At 63.8% G+C, this 14,368-nt stretch carries 14 protein-coding genes; 6 read left to right on the top strand and 8 right to left on the bottom strand.

What is annotated here, in order from left to right; translation table 11 throughout:
* Positions 1–19 precede the first annotated feature (19 nt).
* Together RHP72_RS13735 and RHP72_RS13730 are read left to right on the top strand one after the other, a co-directional pair.
* The gene (locus tag RHP72_RS13735) at positions 20–1,216 is read left to right on the top strand and encodes an MFS transporter (RefSeq protein WP_311094782.1); all 1,197 of its coding nucleotides are present in this window, start codon (positions 20–22) and stop codon (positions 1,214–1,216) included.
* Positions 1,217–1,283: 67 nt separating this feature from the next.
* A complete protein-coding gene (locus RHP72_RS13730; RefSeq protein ID WP_003942603.1) occupies positions 1,284–1,817 on the top strand; it encodes an N-acetyltransferase in 534 nt (177 codons plus the stop codon).
* A gap of 12 nt (positions 1,818–1,829) precedes the next feature.
* Here the strand turns inward: RHP72_RS13730 and zapE are convergent, their stop codons facing one another.
* Positions 1,830–2,846, bottom strand: a complete 1,017-nt coding sequence (zapE, locus tag RHP72_RS13725; protein ID WP_003942629.1) for a cell division protein ZapE — start codon at positions 2,844–2,846, stop codon at positions 1,830–1,832.
* Positions 2,847–2,889: 43 nt separating this feature from the next.
* On the opposite strand from zapE, the gene RHP72_RS13720 reads away from it, so the two are divergent.
* The 4 genes from RHP72_RS13720 to msrB are packed head-to-tail and all read left to right on the top strand — an operon-like array spanning position 2,890 to position 6,997.
* Entirely contained in the window at positions 2,890–3,639 is a 750-nt protein-coding gene (locus RHP72_RS13720) for a pyrimidine reductase family protein (protein ID WP_166502245.1), read from the top strand.
* Positions 3,640–3,658: 19 nt separating this feature from the next.
* Positions 3,659–5,212 (top strand): alpha/beta fold hydrolase, encoded by a 1,554-nt coding sequence (locus tag RHP72_RS13715; protein ID WP_311094781.1) that lies wholly within the window; start codon positions 3,659–3,661, stop codon positions 5,210–5,212.
* Between the two features lie 60 nt (positions 5,213–5,272).
* Positions 5,273–6,556, top strand: coding sequence for a glycosyltransferase family 87 protein (locus tag RHP72_RS13710; protein ID WP_065455691.1), 1,284 nt, complete (start codon positions 5,273–5,275; stop codon positions 6,554–6,556).
* 9 nt (positions 6,557–6,565) lie between these two features.
* Complete coding sequence (msrB, locus tag RHP72_RS13705; protein ID WP_003942631.1) at positions 6,566–6,997, top strand: peptide-methionine (R)-S-oxide reductase MsrB; 432 nt, start codon at positions 6,566–6,568, stop codon at positions 6,995–6,997.
* Between the two features lie 54 nt (positions 6,998–7,051).
* Here the strand turns inward: msrB and RHP72_RS13700 are convergent, their stop codons facing one another.
* The 7 genes from RHP72_RS13700 to hemE form a co-directional block, all read right to left on the bottom strand.
* Positions 7,052–7,972: a hypothetical protein gene (locus RHP72_RS13700; RefSeq protein ID WP_007732900.1), complete on the bottom strand. Its 921-nt coding sequence runs from the start codon at positions 7,970–7,972 to the stop codon at positions 7,052–7,054.
* Entirely contained in the window at positions 7,972–8,283 is a 312-nt protein-coding gene (locus RHP72_RS13695) for a hypothetical protein (RefSeq protein WP_003942588.1), read from the bottom strand. Before RHP72_RS13695 ends, RHP72_RS13700 begins: the two co-directional genes overlap by 1 nt.
* The gene (locus RHP72_RS13690; protein ID WP_233405688.1) at positions 8,276–8,749 is read right to left on the bottom strand and encodes a YbaB/EbfC family nucleoid-associated protein; all 474 of its coding nucleotides are present in this window, start codon (positions 8,747–8,749) and stop codon (positions 8,276–8,278) included. Before RHP72_RS13690 ends, RHP72_RS13695 begins: the two co-directional genes overlap by 8 nt.
* A gap of 82 nt (positions 8,750–8,831) precedes the next feature.
* Positions 8,832–11,108, bottom strand: coding sequence for a molybdopterin guanine dinucleotide-containing S/N-oxide reductase (locus RHP72_RS13685; protein WP_064444546.1), 2,277 nt, complete (start codon positions 11,106–11,108; stop codon positions 8,832–8,834).
* Between the two features lie 54 nt (positions 11,109–11,162).
* Positions 11,163–11,858: a hydrogen peroxide-dependent heme synthase gene (hemQ, locus tag RHP72_RS13680; protein ID WP_003942644.1), complete on the bottom strand. Its 696-nt coding sequence runs from the start codon at positions 11,856–11,858 to the stop codon at positions 11,163–11,165.
* Positions 11,859–11,862: 4 nt separating this feature from the next.
* Positions 11,863–13,224 (bottom strand): protoporphyrinogen oxidase, encoded by a 1,362-nt coding sequence (locus RHP72_RS13675; RefSeq protein ID WP_311094780.1) that lies wholly within the window; start codon positions 13,222–13,224, stop codon positions 11,863–11,865.
* Positions 13,221–14,318 carry a uroporphyrinogen decarboxylase gene (gene hemE, locus RHP72_RS13670; protein ID WP_030536874.1) on the bottom strand — a complete coding sequence of 366 codons (1,098 nt, stop codon included), beginning with the start codon at positions 14,316–14,318 and terminating at the stop codon, positions 13,221–13,223. Before hemE ends, RHP72_RS13675 begins: the two co-directional genes overlap by 4 nt.
* Between the last annotated feature and the right edge of the window lie 50 nt (positions 14,319–14,368).

Genomic DNA, 14,368 nt, shown 5'->3' with positions numbered 1-14,368 from the left:
GAGACAAAGGCCCTGCTTGATGACGGATAACACCCGCACCCTGACGAGGGCTCGGATCGCGACTTCGGTGGCCTTCGGACTTCAAGGATTTCTGCTCGCCGCCATTCTGACGCAGCTGCCGCAGTACAAGGACTTGTTCGAGCTGAGCGAGACACTGGTTGTGGTTGCGGTTGTCACCGTGTCCGTCATCGCCGGGCTCGGCAGCGTGCTCGCCGAGATGCTGGCCGTGAGAACGTCGAGCAAGATGACCCTGCGAACTGGGCTCGCCGTCATCGCAGTCTTCGGCGGGGCAACCGGAATTGCGCCCAACGCAGCGATGTTCTTCGTCTTCCTGGCGATCTACGGCATCGGACTCGGCATGGTCGACGCGGCCGCCAACATGCAGGCAGTCTCGATCCAACACGCCAAGGGCCGCTTCATCCTCTCCTCGTTACATGCTTCCTGGAGCGTCGGAGCGATTGTCGGTGCCCTGTTCATCTCTGCTACCGCAGGCCTCGACATTTCGATCCGCGTCACGCAGGTGATCGCGGGAGTTGTTGTCGGACTGATGCTTCTGGCCTTCGGCCCGCAACTGCTCGATCGGTCCGAGTCTCCGGTTGCCGAGGCAAACATCACGAGCACCGCGAAATTCGCGGTACCCACCCGCGCCTTCGTCCTCCTCGGCGTCGCGATGGCATTGTTCTACGCGGTCGACTTCAGCGTCGGAAACTGGTCGACTCTGTACGTCAAGGACGAACTGCTCGCCGACGCCGGGACCGCTGCCCTTTCCGTGGCGGCGTATCAGATCGCGGCACTTGTCGCACGACTGACCGGGGACTACTGGGTCGGGAAATTCGGTGAGACCACCGTCGTGCGGATCGGCTCTCTCATCGGCGTAGTCGGCATGACAGTTGTCGTCCTCGCGCAATCTCCCGCCGTTGCCATCGCCGGGTTCCTCATCGTCGGGCTCGGGGTACCGGTGATCGCTCCGATCTGCTTCAGCGCTGCCGGCAGGATGGCTCCCCCGGATCAGGTCGATGCGGTGATCGCACGCATCAACCTCTTCAACTACGTCGGCACAGTAGTCGGCGGCGGCATCGTCGGCGCGGTCGCCGCCTTCAGTGACCTTCGAATCGGGTTCCTGATTCCGCTGGCGTTCTGCGCGATCTTGACAGTTCTTGCTCCCGCGTTCGCACCGAAACGAGCCACAACTCCGGTCGCCGAGAACGCCGCTTGAGCATTGCGCCCGAGGAAAGTGGTGTACTTGATCGACCGAATTGTGTGCGCGAGAGGCAGAAACTGACGTGACGATCACCGTTGACCGGGCCGGGATCTGGGATTCCGAAGCAATCGCCGACGTGGCAGCGGTGACATTTCCACTGGCGTGTCCGCCGGACGCATCCGACGACGACATCAGTGCCTTCATCGACAACGTTCTCTCCGTCGACAAGTTCTCCGAGTACCTGACCGATCCGACGCGAACCGTTCTCAAGGTCATTCGCGACGGTTCGATCGTCGGCTACGCGATGCTTGTCGACGACGAGCCCGCCGACCCGGACGTCAAAGCTGCTGTGACACTTCGCCCGACAACAGAACTCAGCAAGTTGTACGTGCTTCCGGGTAACCACGGAACCGGCGCGGCAGCATCCTTGATGGACGCGGTTGTCGACCACGCACGACGCAGCGGAAGTGCCGGGATCTGGCTGGGCGTCAATCAGGAGAACCTGCGCGCCCAGAAGTTCTACGCAAAGCACGGTTTCACACAGGTCGGCACGAAGACTTTCCTCGTGGGCGCACAACTCCACCACGATTTCGTGATGGAGCGCCCCGTCAGCTGACAGGCGTGCAGACTAGCCGGCCGCGACCTCGAAACGAGAAAGTGCGAGCAGGCGCGAGGTCGCGCGCAAGTACTTCTTCTTGTACCCACCGGCGAGCATCTCGGGAGTGAAGATCTCGTCGAGGCGTGCGCCGGAAACGGTGACCGGGATGCTCGCGTCGTACAGGCGGTCGGCGAGAACCACGATGCGCAGTGCAACGGACTGATCCGTTGCCGGGTGGACACCGTCGATGAACACGGCCTTCACACCCTCGACCAGCTTGTTGTACCGAGACGGGTGCAGGGTGCTGAGGTGCTTGCACAGCTCGTCGAAGTTGTCGAGCGTGGCGCCGTCGATGGCGTCGGCCCGAGAAACCAACTCCTCCGAGGAGATGGGCTCGGGTGCGGGCGGGAGATCGCGGTGACGGTAGTCGGGGCCGTCGACGCGAATCGTCTCGAAGATCGAGCCGAGCTTCTTGATCTCACGCAGGAAGTCCTGAGCCGCGAAGCGACCCTCACCGAGCTGGCCGGGAAGCGTGTTCGACGTCGCGACGATGGACACGCCGCGCGCGGAAAGCTCCGAGAGGAGGCGGGATACGAGCATGGTGTCGCCCGGATCGTCGAGCTCGAACTCGTCGATGCAGAGAACGCTGTGGTCGGCGAGCGCTTCGACCGCCTTGTTGAAGCCGAGAGCGCCGACGACGTGTGTCAGCTCGACGAAGGTTCCGAAAGCCTTCGGCGACGGAACGCTGTGGAAGATCGACGCCAGCAAGTGAGTCTTACCGACACCGAACCCGCCGTCGAGGTACAGGCCGGCGCCGGTCGCCTGGGTCTTCTTGCCGAACAGTCCGCGGCGTCCACCACTACGGATCTTGGTGACGCGCTTGGAGAATTCCTCGGCCTTGGCGACAGCAGCTGCCTGGCTCGGTTCCTTCGGATCAGGAATGTAGGACGCAAAACTCACCTCGTCGAACATTGCGGGAGGCACCATTTGAGCTACCAGTTGATCGGCGGGTACCACCGGGCTGCGATCGACAAGACGTTCATGCATCCGTCAAGGGTATCTACGTGATGTGATCTCTCATGTGCACCGTATGGATATTGCGACCTACTTCACACCAGGCCACGACGACGAACTCCGCGGCTTGTACGCCTATCCGGAGAACCTCTCGCAACCCTGGATGCGCGTGAACTTCGTTTCCAGCATCGACGGGTGCGTCGCCGTCGACGGAGTGAGCGGTGGACTGGGCACACCGGCAGACAAGTCGGTATTCGGGATCATGCGCGAACTTTGTGACGTCGTCGTGGTCGGCGCAGGCACAGCGCGAGCCGAGAACTACGGGGGTGTGCAGGTCTCGGACGAAGCCCGGGCGCGACGAAAGGCGAGCGGCCTCGCTCCGGTCCCACCGATCCTCGTCGTCTCGGCGCACGCGTCGATCGACCCCGAAAGCCGACTCCTTCGCGATACCGAAGTTCCACCGATCCTTGTTGTCGGTCGCGACGCGGACTCCGCGGCAATTTCGGCGCTGAGATCTGCCGGAGCGCAGGTGGAGGTGACGGACTCACCGAACGTCACCAGCGGCGACATCGACAGGGCCTTGTCGGCTCGCAAGCTCCGTCGCGTGCTGTGCGAGGGCGGACCGTCACTTTTCGGGCAGTTGATCGAGGACAATGCCGTCGACGAACTCTGCATCACCACGTCACCTCAACTGGTGGGGAGCAAAGTCGGCCGAATCTCACTCTCCCCCAACGCAATGCCCACAGCCATGCGTCCCGCGCACATTCTCGGTGATACGGACGGCACGATCCTCACTCGATGGGTTCGTCAGCAGCCACGTCGGTGAACCTGGCACTCTGGTCGGCATGCGCAGAGTTGCTTTGATGGCCGTCGTCCTCGCGACGTGTTGTGCGTGCGGCGCCGGTCCGTCGCTTCGGCCCGCCGTCGCGGTCGAAGGCCGCACCGACGGCAGCCCTGCCCAGAGCGAGGGACCGTCGCCCGATGCGCCGCCGGTTGACCCTGGCGTCCCGACCGATGACATACCGTGGCGAGACTGCACCGGCACGTCACTCGCCGACCAGGCTCTCGCGGCGTCGAGCGCTGGCGTCATTCTCGAATGCGCGGAATTCAATGCCCCCATCGACGTGACCGGCGCCATCGACGGCAACTTCACTGCCGGCTTGACCCGCGCTCGGACCTCGTCGACGCCTGCCGGCGCGTATCCGATCGTGTTCACATCGGGCACCGATCGTTCGTCGGGAAACTCTCTGGCCATGCTCGCCGCATCCGGCTTGAACACGGTTCTCGCCGAACATCCCGTGGTTGCCCTCGATCGCCGCGGAATCGACAGGTCCACCGCAATCGACTGCATGACGCCGGAGATTCGGCGCGGCCTTCACGATCTGGGCCAGTTCGACGCGGATTCCACCGGCGACGCCGCCGATGCGGTCGCGGCCCTCGGTCACGACGCCACCATTGCCTGCACCGACTACCTCGACCCTCAAGAACTGAAGTTCGGCGCCGACTCCGCAGCCGAGGACATCGACGCTCTACGTACACGGTGGGGCGTCGAGACCATCGCTCTGTGGTCGGCAGGGTCCGGCTCGGACATCGCGCTGAGCTATGCGGCGGCCCACCCGAACAACCTCGCGAGGTTGATCCTCGATTCTCCCGCTCCGGTGGCCACCGACGCTGCCACCGAGGCAGAGAGTCGCGTGCAGGGCGAAGAAGACGCGTTGACCGCGTTCGCTCAGCGATGTGTGGCGCTGGGGTGCTCGCTCGGACCTGATCCGAAGAAATCGGTCACGGACTTGATGGAGCGCGCTCGAGCCGATGAATTCCAGCCGCTGTCCGCCGCTGCGGTGTCGAACGCGATTTCGGCCAGCCTGTGGACTGCCGGAACCAACCGTGAGCAGGAGACCCGCTCACTGTCCGACGCTCTGTCCGCGCTCGGTACCGGCAACGCTTCGCCGATTCGAGAGCGCGCCGCCCGGGCGGAGAACGAGGTGGACGGCGACGGCCAGTTCATCGGACGGTGCACCGACGGCATGCAATGGCCGGGCATCGGGCGTGCGCGCGTGCTTGCGGACACCTGGGGCACCAACTATCCGGTGTTCGGGCGAGAAGCCGCGCTCGGGTTGCTGGCGTGCGCCAGCTGGCCGTCGACCGCCAACTCCCCCCTGCCGAATCAGTTGAAGCCCCCAGTCCTCGTGCTGAGCGGTCAGGGTGACCCGGCCGTCGGGAACTCCGGACTCTCGACCGTCACCGGCGTCGTGACCAATGCAGGATCGCGCTTCGCAACTCTGGACTGGCAAGGTGCGGGTCACCCCGCGGCACAATCCACCTGCGCTCAACAGGCGATGCGCCTCTACCTCAGCGACGCCTCCCTGCCCAGTAACGGAAGCGTGTGCCCGGCCTGACTCGGGCGCTCGTCCACCACGACCGAAAAGGGGTGCATCCCCCGATCACACCCTGCTCCGGTGTACCGTGCCGAAGTGTTCCTTCGACAGCTCGAGCCGCGTACCGGGCGGACAACCCAACAAGTCGTCAACTTCGTTTTGTGGCCGATCGCCGTGATGACAGTGCTCAATCGTGTCATCGTCACAGCAGTCAACGGCGCCATCACCGATGACTTCCGACCGGTCTACAACGCCGCGCTGGCGTTCTGGAACGGGCGCGACGTCTACACCGCAGATTTCAACTCCGTAGACCCCCATTACCTGTACCCACCATCGGGTTCCTTGTTGATGGCACCCCTGGCGATCCTCGATCCCGAGCGCTCACGGTGGCTGTTCATCGGTGTCAATGCCGTCGCCATTCTCGTGGCTCTCTACCTGCTGTTGCGCTTGTTCGACCTGACGATCAGTTCCATCGCGGCGCCGATTCTGGTGCTCGGCGCGTTCATGTCGGAGACGGTCACCAACACGTTGGTGTTCACCAACATCAACGGCCTCGTCCTGCTCGGCGAAGTTGCCTTCCTCCTGTTGCTGATGCGCAAGAAGGATCTGTGGGCCGGCGCCGCGATCGGTCTCACCATCGCAGTGAAACCCACTCTCGCGCCGCTGCTCCTGCTGCCACTCGTTCGCGGTCAGTGGAAGGTGTTCGTCACCGCCCTGGGTATCCCGTTCATTCTCACGGTCGTGGCATGGCCGCTGGCGTCGGATCCGATGGACTTCGTCCGCCGCACCGTGCCGTACCTGCTCGAATCTCGTGACTACTTCAACAGTTCGATTGTCGGAAACGGCGCTTACTTCGGTCTGCCCGAATGGTTGATCCTGCTCTTGCGCGTCGTGTTGGTCGCCATGGTCGTCGTCTCGCTGTGGCTTCTGTACCGCTACTACCGCAACGACGAACTTTTCTTCCTCACCACCGCGACCGGTGTGATCATGACCGCGTCGTTCCTGCTGCCCTCGCTCGGCCAGATGTACTACTCGATGATGCTGCTCCCGCTCCTGATGTCCGTGGTGCTCAAGAACTCGGTCATGCGGAACTGGCCGGCCTGGCTCGCCGTCTACGGCTTCATGACGTTCGACAGCTGGTGGTCGAACCGCTGGCCGACCTTCGGCCGGGCGGCCGAATACACCAAGAGCACCCTCGGCTGGAGCCTTCTGCTGATCGTGATCTTCTGTGTCCTCGGATACCGGTATCTGGTCGCGCGTCGAGAGGGCCGCTTGGATCGGGGAATCGATCCCGCGTACCTCCTCGATCCCCCACTCGATACCGTCTCACCTGCCCACGAAGCCGAAACGGCGACAAAGCATTAGCGTGGAGGCATGAGTTCTTCACACGATGGCATCGACAGCACACCTGAGGTCACGTACACCGAGAGCGAGTGGCGCGAAAAACTGACGCCGGAGGAGTTCGCCGTCCTGCGCCAAGCCGGCACCGAACGCCCCTTCGTCGGCGAGTACACCGACACCACCACGGAAGGTGTCTACTCCTGCCGGGCCTGCGGAGCCGAACTGTTCCGCAGCACCGAGAAGTTCGAATCGCACTGCGGGTGGCCGTCCTTCTTCGATCCGGCGGATTCGGATGCCGTGATCCTGAAAGAAGACAGCTCACTCGGAATGCGCCGGGTCGAGGTCATCTGCAAGAAGTGCCACAGCCACCTCGGTCACGTCTTCGAGGGCGAGGGATACCCGACGCCGACCGATCAGCGGTACTGCATCAACTCGATCTCGCTGGTTCTCAAGCCCGCTCAGTAGCCAGGTCGTGGGCTACCCCGTGTCACTGGTAGCCCACGATTCGAGACTTTCCACTCAGAAGTCCCAGTTCAGCGCAGTCGGGCTCAGACCAGCCGCATTCAGGTCCTCGTTTCGAGCGACAAGTCCGTCTTTGACGGAACCGATCCCGCCACCGATCGCGCCGGAAGTGATGTCCGTCAACGCGGCGTCGCCGCCCGTGACCTCCTTCGTCACGATCGCAGCGGACGCTCCCGAGACCGCGTCGTCGAAGGCACCTCGCGCGATCTCCTGCAACCTCGAACCGGTCGGAAGCGGGTTCGGGTCAGGGCCGACACGATCCGGCGTCGTCTTCAACCCTCCGTTCGCAAGTCCCTTGATGAAACCGTCGCGCCCCTCGGTCACGACCTTGCCACCGTCGATCGACTGGCGATGATCCATCGTCATCTGCCCGAGTTGAATGGCGAGGCCGGAGAAGACGGCAGCGGCAGCTTCCACTGCCGCAGCCTCGATCACTCGTATCAACAATTGCTGCAACAACATTCGGACCGTGAGTGTTGTTGCGACCTCAGCCGCCACGACCCCGGCGGTACTGACACCCAGTGTCGGGACAGCAGCCGCCACCATGGCGGCAATCTCGAGCGCCAGTGCGCCCAGCGCCGCGAGGATCGACAGTTTGGTGTACTCGATGTCCGTGCCGGTATCGGTGCATGACTGACCCAGTTCGGCCGCGGCAGAGGACAACCGCTCGAAGACCTCCGCAACTCCCCCGGCCTCGGACCAATACCGAGACAACGAGTCGCCGGCTCGACCGTCGATCGATGCCAGTACTGCCTGCAATCCGTAACCACCGGCAGCGGCCGAAGCCTCGATCCGATCAGCCGCGCCTGACCAGGCATCACCCAACCTCCACAGTGCCGTTTCGTCTCCTTGCGGCCAGTCACTGCCCACCGCGACCGACGCAACCGCCTGTAACCAGCCGGGAATCTCGAGTCCCATCAGAGCCCACCCGCCATGTCGTCGGCAAGCGAGGTGTCGATCGATTCGAAACGATCGGTGATCTCGATCAGCGTGGCGGTCAATTCGCGCAGCGCGCCCGCGACCAGCGTCATCCCACCGACTGCTGACTCAGCACCGGGAACATATGCGCCTGAGAATGCGGATCCGAACTGGTCAGTGCCCCAGCAACCCTCTTCGGCGGCGACCACTGCGTCGAGAGCGCTCCGCGCCTCGTCGAGATCGGCAGCGACCACCGCGAAGGCTGGTGCAGCACTTTTCATCGCGGCCACATTCACGCCCAGTTCAGACATTGCCGGAGCTCCTCAGAACGGTGCGGTCCCAGTTCTCGTCGCAGGAAGCCGGTGTGGAGCTCGGACGAGGTTCGAGAATCTCGCGCAATCCGAGCACGCCCGGAACCAGGTCCGGCAAGTCGATTCCGGCCGCCTCCGTGAGCGGCTTCGTCATCTCGGCAACCTGTCGGCGTATGTCTTCTGCCGCAGACGCGGCCGTAGCCAGGATCAGATTCCCCAACGCTGCCGGCGAATGCTTGGCGTAAGAACTCCCCGAGAGATCGACTCCCACCACCGCCCCCGAGGCGTCGACGACGATTTCCACGCTGCCGTCACTCGAACGCGCGCTCGCCGTCGCTCGAGCGATCCTCTCCTGCAAGTCCACCAGCGATCGAGTCCGCTCCAACAGAACGTGCTGCATCGAATCGATCTGGGCCCGAAGTACTTCGACTTGCCCCCGCATCGAACCAACATCCGCTGCACTCACGATGGCCCCCACCTTCGATAGATCGTGACACCTGATTCAGGCGTTCACGAGGTTCGACGCGAGAGGTGGCCGATCGGTTCCGTCAGCGTGAACGAAGCACGGGCGGATCGAACGCCTTGACCGGCGGCAGGGCCCCGTCGAATTTCTCGATCTGCACCAGAACGTGCTGGCCGGTGCACCCGTGCGAGAGTGACGACGTACCGATGTCCGGTGTCAGAACGTTGGGATTGCCGTGCACGCACAGAGAGTCGGGATCGGCAGGATCGAGCGGGTCGTACCAGGCACCGGTGGAAAGTTGGACGACGTCGCTCCGCAAGTCCGAGTCGACGATCACACCAGCAAGGCACGCTCCGCGATCGTTGAACACCCGCACCACGTCTCCTGCCGAGACGCCGCGCGCGGCCGCTGCATCGGGGTGCATACGAATCGGCTCGCGTCCCTGAATCTTCGACGCCTGGCTCGCAGCGCCGTGATCGAGTTGGCTGTGCAGACGCGTCTTGGGCTGATTGGCGATCAAGTGAAGCGGGAATTGCGAGGCTCGCGGTCCACCCAGCCACTCGTCGGGCTCGTACCAGCGCGGATGGCCGGCGCAGTCGTCGTAGCCGAAGGACTCGATGGTCTCGGAGAAGATCTCGATCTTCCCACTCGGAGTCGAGAGCGGATATTTCTCGGGATTCTCACGGAAGTCACCGAAGAGCACGAGGTTGTCTTCGGTTCGCATCCGGTAGTGCCCTTCTGCCCAGAAGTCCTCGAACGTCGGTGTGTTGCCGCCGTCTGCATCGACGAACGGCCGCCATTGACCGTAGAGATGCTCGATCCACTCCTGTGAGGATCGCCCCTCGGTGAACTGTTCCCCGAATCCGAGCGCAGAAGCGAGAGCGGCAAACGTGTCGTAGTCGTCACGCGAGTTCTCGAAAGGTGGAACGACCTGCTGCATCGCGACCAGAAGCGGGTCGTTTCGAGTGCAGCTCAGGTCATTTCGTTCGAGCGAGGTGGTCGACGGGACAACGATGTCGGCGTTGCGGGCCATCGGCGTCCAGTACGGATCGTGAACGACGATCGTGTCCGGACGCGCAAATGCCCGTCGCAGCCTCGGGAGATCCTGATGGTGGTGAAACGGATTGCCACCGGCCCAATAGACCAACCGGATGTCGGGATAGGTCAAGCGCCGGCCGTCGTAATCGAACTCCTCCCCGGGCGAAAGCAGCAGGTCGGAAATCGCGGCTACCGGAATGAAATCCGACACCGGATTCACACCTTGCGAGAAGGTCGGCAAGGGATACGGCACCGGAGCCAGACCCGGCTCGTTCATCGAACCGTAGCCGTGCCCGAAACCTCCACCCGGAAGCCCGAATTGGCCGAGCATCGCTGCGAGTGTCACGCCCATCCACGGTGCCTGTTCACCGTGTTTGATGCGTTGCAACGACCACGTGACGGTCACCAGCGTCCGGCCAGACGCCATTCTCCGAGCCAGGTCGGTGATGAACTCCGCCGACACACCGGAGATCTTCTGCGCCCACCGCGGATCCTTCGGTACACCGTCGGAACGTCCGAGCAGGTAGTCCTCGAAGCGTTCGTAACCGACGCAGAAACGGCCCAGGAAATCGCGATCGTGCAGGTCCTCCGACGCCAGGACAAACGCCAGGGCAAGCATGATTGCAACGTCGGTTCCCGGAACGGGTGCGATCCACTCGCAGTCACCCTCGACGTCGTCACGCAACGGACTGAAGGAGACGATCTTTCCGCCGCGGGCACGAAACGCGTCGAGCGCCCCGCGCGTCGGATGATCGCTCGTACCACCGGCATTGACTCCGGTGTTCTTGATCGGCACTCCTCCGAACGAGACGAGGAGATCGGAGTGCTTCGCGATGACGTCCCACGACGTGGAGCGCGCGAACAACTTCCAGTGCGTTCCGACCACACGCGGCATGATGACGCCGGTGGCACCGAGCGAGTAGCTGTGAACTGACTTGGTGTATCCACCCAGCTGATTCAGAAATCGGTGAACTTGGCTCTGCGCGTGATGGAATCGGCCGGCGCTGGCCCAGCCGTACGAGCCGCCGAAGATCGCGTTGTTTCCGTGCGCGTCGACCACGCGACGCAGTTCACGCGAGAGGAGTTCGGTCAGTTCGTCCCAGGAGACCGAGACGAATTCGTCGGCTCCACGTCGGTCGCTGGGACCCGGCCCGTTCTCGAGCCAACCCCGACGCACCGCCGGGCCCGAAACACGAGCCCGACTGCGCACCGAACCGGCGAGGTTCCCGAGCATCGGCGAAGGATTCGCATCACCCTCGTACGGATGCACGGCGGTCACCTCGCCGGCGACCGATTCGGCGGTGAACATTCCCCAATGGGACATGTGTTGACGACGCCGGTTCGGTGCAGTTGTCACAGAAACTACTTTCGAAGCAGATCAGGGAAGGGAAAGGACCAGCTTCTCGATGTCCACGCGCGGGCCGGTGAAGAACGGCACCTCTTCGCGAACGTGCAAGCGAGCTTCGGTGGCACGTAGATCGCGCATCAGATCGACGATACGAATGAGCTCGGGTGCTTCGAACGCGAGAATCCACTCGTAGTCCCCCAGGGCGAAGGCCGGGACCGTGTTGGCGCGAACGTCCTTGTACGAACGAGCAGCCATACCGTGATCGGCGAGCATCTTGCGACGCTCCTCGTCGGGGAGCAGGTACCACTCGTACGAGCGGACGAACGGGTAGACGCAGATGTAGTCGCCCGGATCCTCACCCGCGATGAACGAGGGCACGTGGCTCTTGTTGAACTCCGCGGGGCGGTGCACCGCCGAGTTGCTCCAGATGGGAGCACTGGCCTGTCCGAGGACGGTGGTGCGACGGAAATCCGCGTACGCGGCCTGCAGTTCCTCGATGGTGGCCGCGTGGGTCCAGATCATGAAGTCCGCGTCGGCGCGCAGGCCGGCGACGTCGTAGATCCCGCGAACCACGACGCCCTTGTCTTCGAGACCCTCGAAGAACAAGCGGGCGTCCTTGACCGCAGCTTCCCGATCATCGCCCAGCACACCGGGTTCCACCTGGAACACGGAGAACATGAGGTAACGGATTTCAGAGTTCAGTTTGTCGAAATCAAGGCGTGCCATGGGTCTATCGTGCCACTCGCTCGAATATCCGTGTAGCCGCCGTCGTGCCGACTGCGACACACGCCGGAACCCCGACGCCGTGCAGCCACGACCCGGCCAGGGCGAGGCCGTCGAACTGCGTCATCCCGGACTCGATTTCAGCCACGATTTCCGTGTGACCTGGGGCGTATTGGGGAAGACCTCCGTGCCACCGCTGTACGAAGGTCGCGCCTGGCTCCTCGGTGATTCCGGTCACGGTCTCGAGATCGGCGCGCGCGAAGTCGATCAACTCACCATCCGGCCGGTCGACGATCTCCGATGCACCGAATCGACCGAACGACACCCGAACGAGGTGCTCACCGCGATCAGCGAGGTGTGTCCACTTTCGGCTCGACAGCGTGAACGCCTTGGCGGTCAGGTCGGCGTCGGTGGCTACCAGGATCCCTGAATTCTGCGGAAGTTCGACCTGCCCGGACAACTGGAGCGCCACCACCGCGGACGACGCCAGTTCGATCCGAGCGACGGTACTCGCAACATCCGCATCGACTCCGGCCAACAGCGCCGCCGCGCGCGGCGCCGGGACGGCCAGAATCACCGCGTCGACGCTTCCGAGCGGATCGACGTTCCAACCAGCCCCGTCGCTGCGCAACCCAGAAGCCTCGCCACGGACGAAGGTCGCGTCGGCGGCCTGCTGCAGCGCATCGAGCAGGATGCCGTACCCGTCTCTGAGCGCTCCGAACACCGGCCCCGGTGCAGGCGTCGGCAATGCGGCTGCGACTGCATCCGTGAGGCTCCGAGAGCCCGCATCGAGGGCCGCAGCGAGTGTCGGCAAAGCTGCACGCACGCCGATGGTCTCCGCCAGCCCCGAGTACACCCCACCGAGAAGCGGATCCACCGATCGGCTGACCACCTGATCACCGAATCGCTGCGAAACCAGTTCGGCAACACTGCAATCGGAACCGCGGGTCCACTCCAGCGGGACGCCGGCCTCGGCCGCTATGCGCGCCAGGGTCTGCTCGTCGACAAGATCTCGAACCGACTCCGCCGAAGCCGGGATTCCCATCAGGGTTCCGGTCGGCAACCGATTCAGTGAGCCCTGAGACCAGATCAACGGACTCAGGCCCGCGGGGTAGACGATCTGATCGGTCAGTCCCAGCTCGGCGAGAAGCGCAGGAACTTCCGGCCGACGGGCGATGAAAGCCTCGGCACCGATGTCGATCGGGCCACCGCCCAGATCAATCGTTCGCAGCTTCCCGCCCAGCCGCGGTGAGTCGTCGACGATCGTGATGTCCGCTTCGGAGCCCAGACTGCGCCGAAGCCGGTACGCGGCAACCAGACCGGAGATTCCGCCTCCGATCACCGCGACCGACGGCCGAGTCGTTGTCACAGCGAGTGCACCAGCTCCACCGCCGAGGTGATCGCCGTGGGATCGGTGTCGGGAAGAACTCCGTGGCCGAGGTTGAAGATGTGGCCGATGGCACCGGCCTCGATCGCGCGGTCCCCTTCGGCGGCGATCCGGCGCACCTCACGATCGATCACCTCGGGGCCCGCGAACAGTACGGCGGGATCGAGATTGCCCTGCAGCGCCTTACCCGGACCGACACGACCAGCCGCGACGTCGAGCGGAATCCGCCAGTCGACACCCACGACGTCGGCGCCTGCCTCCCCCATCGCGCCGAGAAGTTCACCGGTGCCGACACCGAAGTGGATACGCGGGACGCCGGCAGCGGCAACCTCGGCGAACACTCGCTCGGAATGCGGGAGAACAAATTCCCGGTAATCGGCCAGCGAGAGCGCGCCGGCCCACGAGTCGAACAGCTGGACCGCGTCGACGCCCGCCTTGAGCTGCGCCTGCAGGAAGCAGATCGTCGTGTCGGCCAAACTTCCGAGCAACGCGTGCCAGGTCTTCGGATCGGAGTGCATGAGCGCTTTGGTCTTCTCGTGGTTCCGGCTCGGACCACCCTCGACCAGATACGACGCCAGAGTGAACGGCGCTCCGGCAAAGCCGATCAGCGGCGTGGAGCCCAACTCGGTAGTGAGAAGCCGAACGGCCTGCGCGATTGCGCCTACCTCTTCGGGGACCAGTCGCGGAAGTGCTGCAACGTCGGCGATGGAGCGAATCGGATTGGCGACCACCGGTCCGACGCCGGCAACGATGTCGAGATCGATTCCCGCGGCTTTGAGTGGAACGACGATGTCCGAGAACAGGATTGCCGCGTCCACGTCGTGACGGCGCACCGGCTGCATCGTGATCTCACAGACCAGCGCCGGATCGAAACAAGATTCCAACATGCCGATCCCGGCGCGGATCTCGCGGTACTCCGGCAACGAACGCCCGGCCTGACGCATGAACCACACCGGCCGTCGACTCGGAGTGCGTCCGGTCGCCGCGGCAAGCAACGGTGCGTCGGGCAAGACTCGCCGAGCGCTGTACTCCGCCGACCCGGTAATGCCTGAATTCATGTTGTCCAACCCGCTCATCAGTCCTCGCGCTCTCCGCCAACGTGTGTCTTCGATCGACTCAATGCTGC

The organism is Rhodococcus sp. SG20037, from assembly GCF_031763325.1.
GTDB lineage: Bacteria > Actinomycetota > Actinomycetes > Mycobacteriales > Mycobacteriaceae > Rhodococcus_F > Rhodococcus_F qingshengii.
Note: the sequence above shows the minus strand (reverse complement) of the source record. Positions and strands in the feature narration are given on the sequence as shown.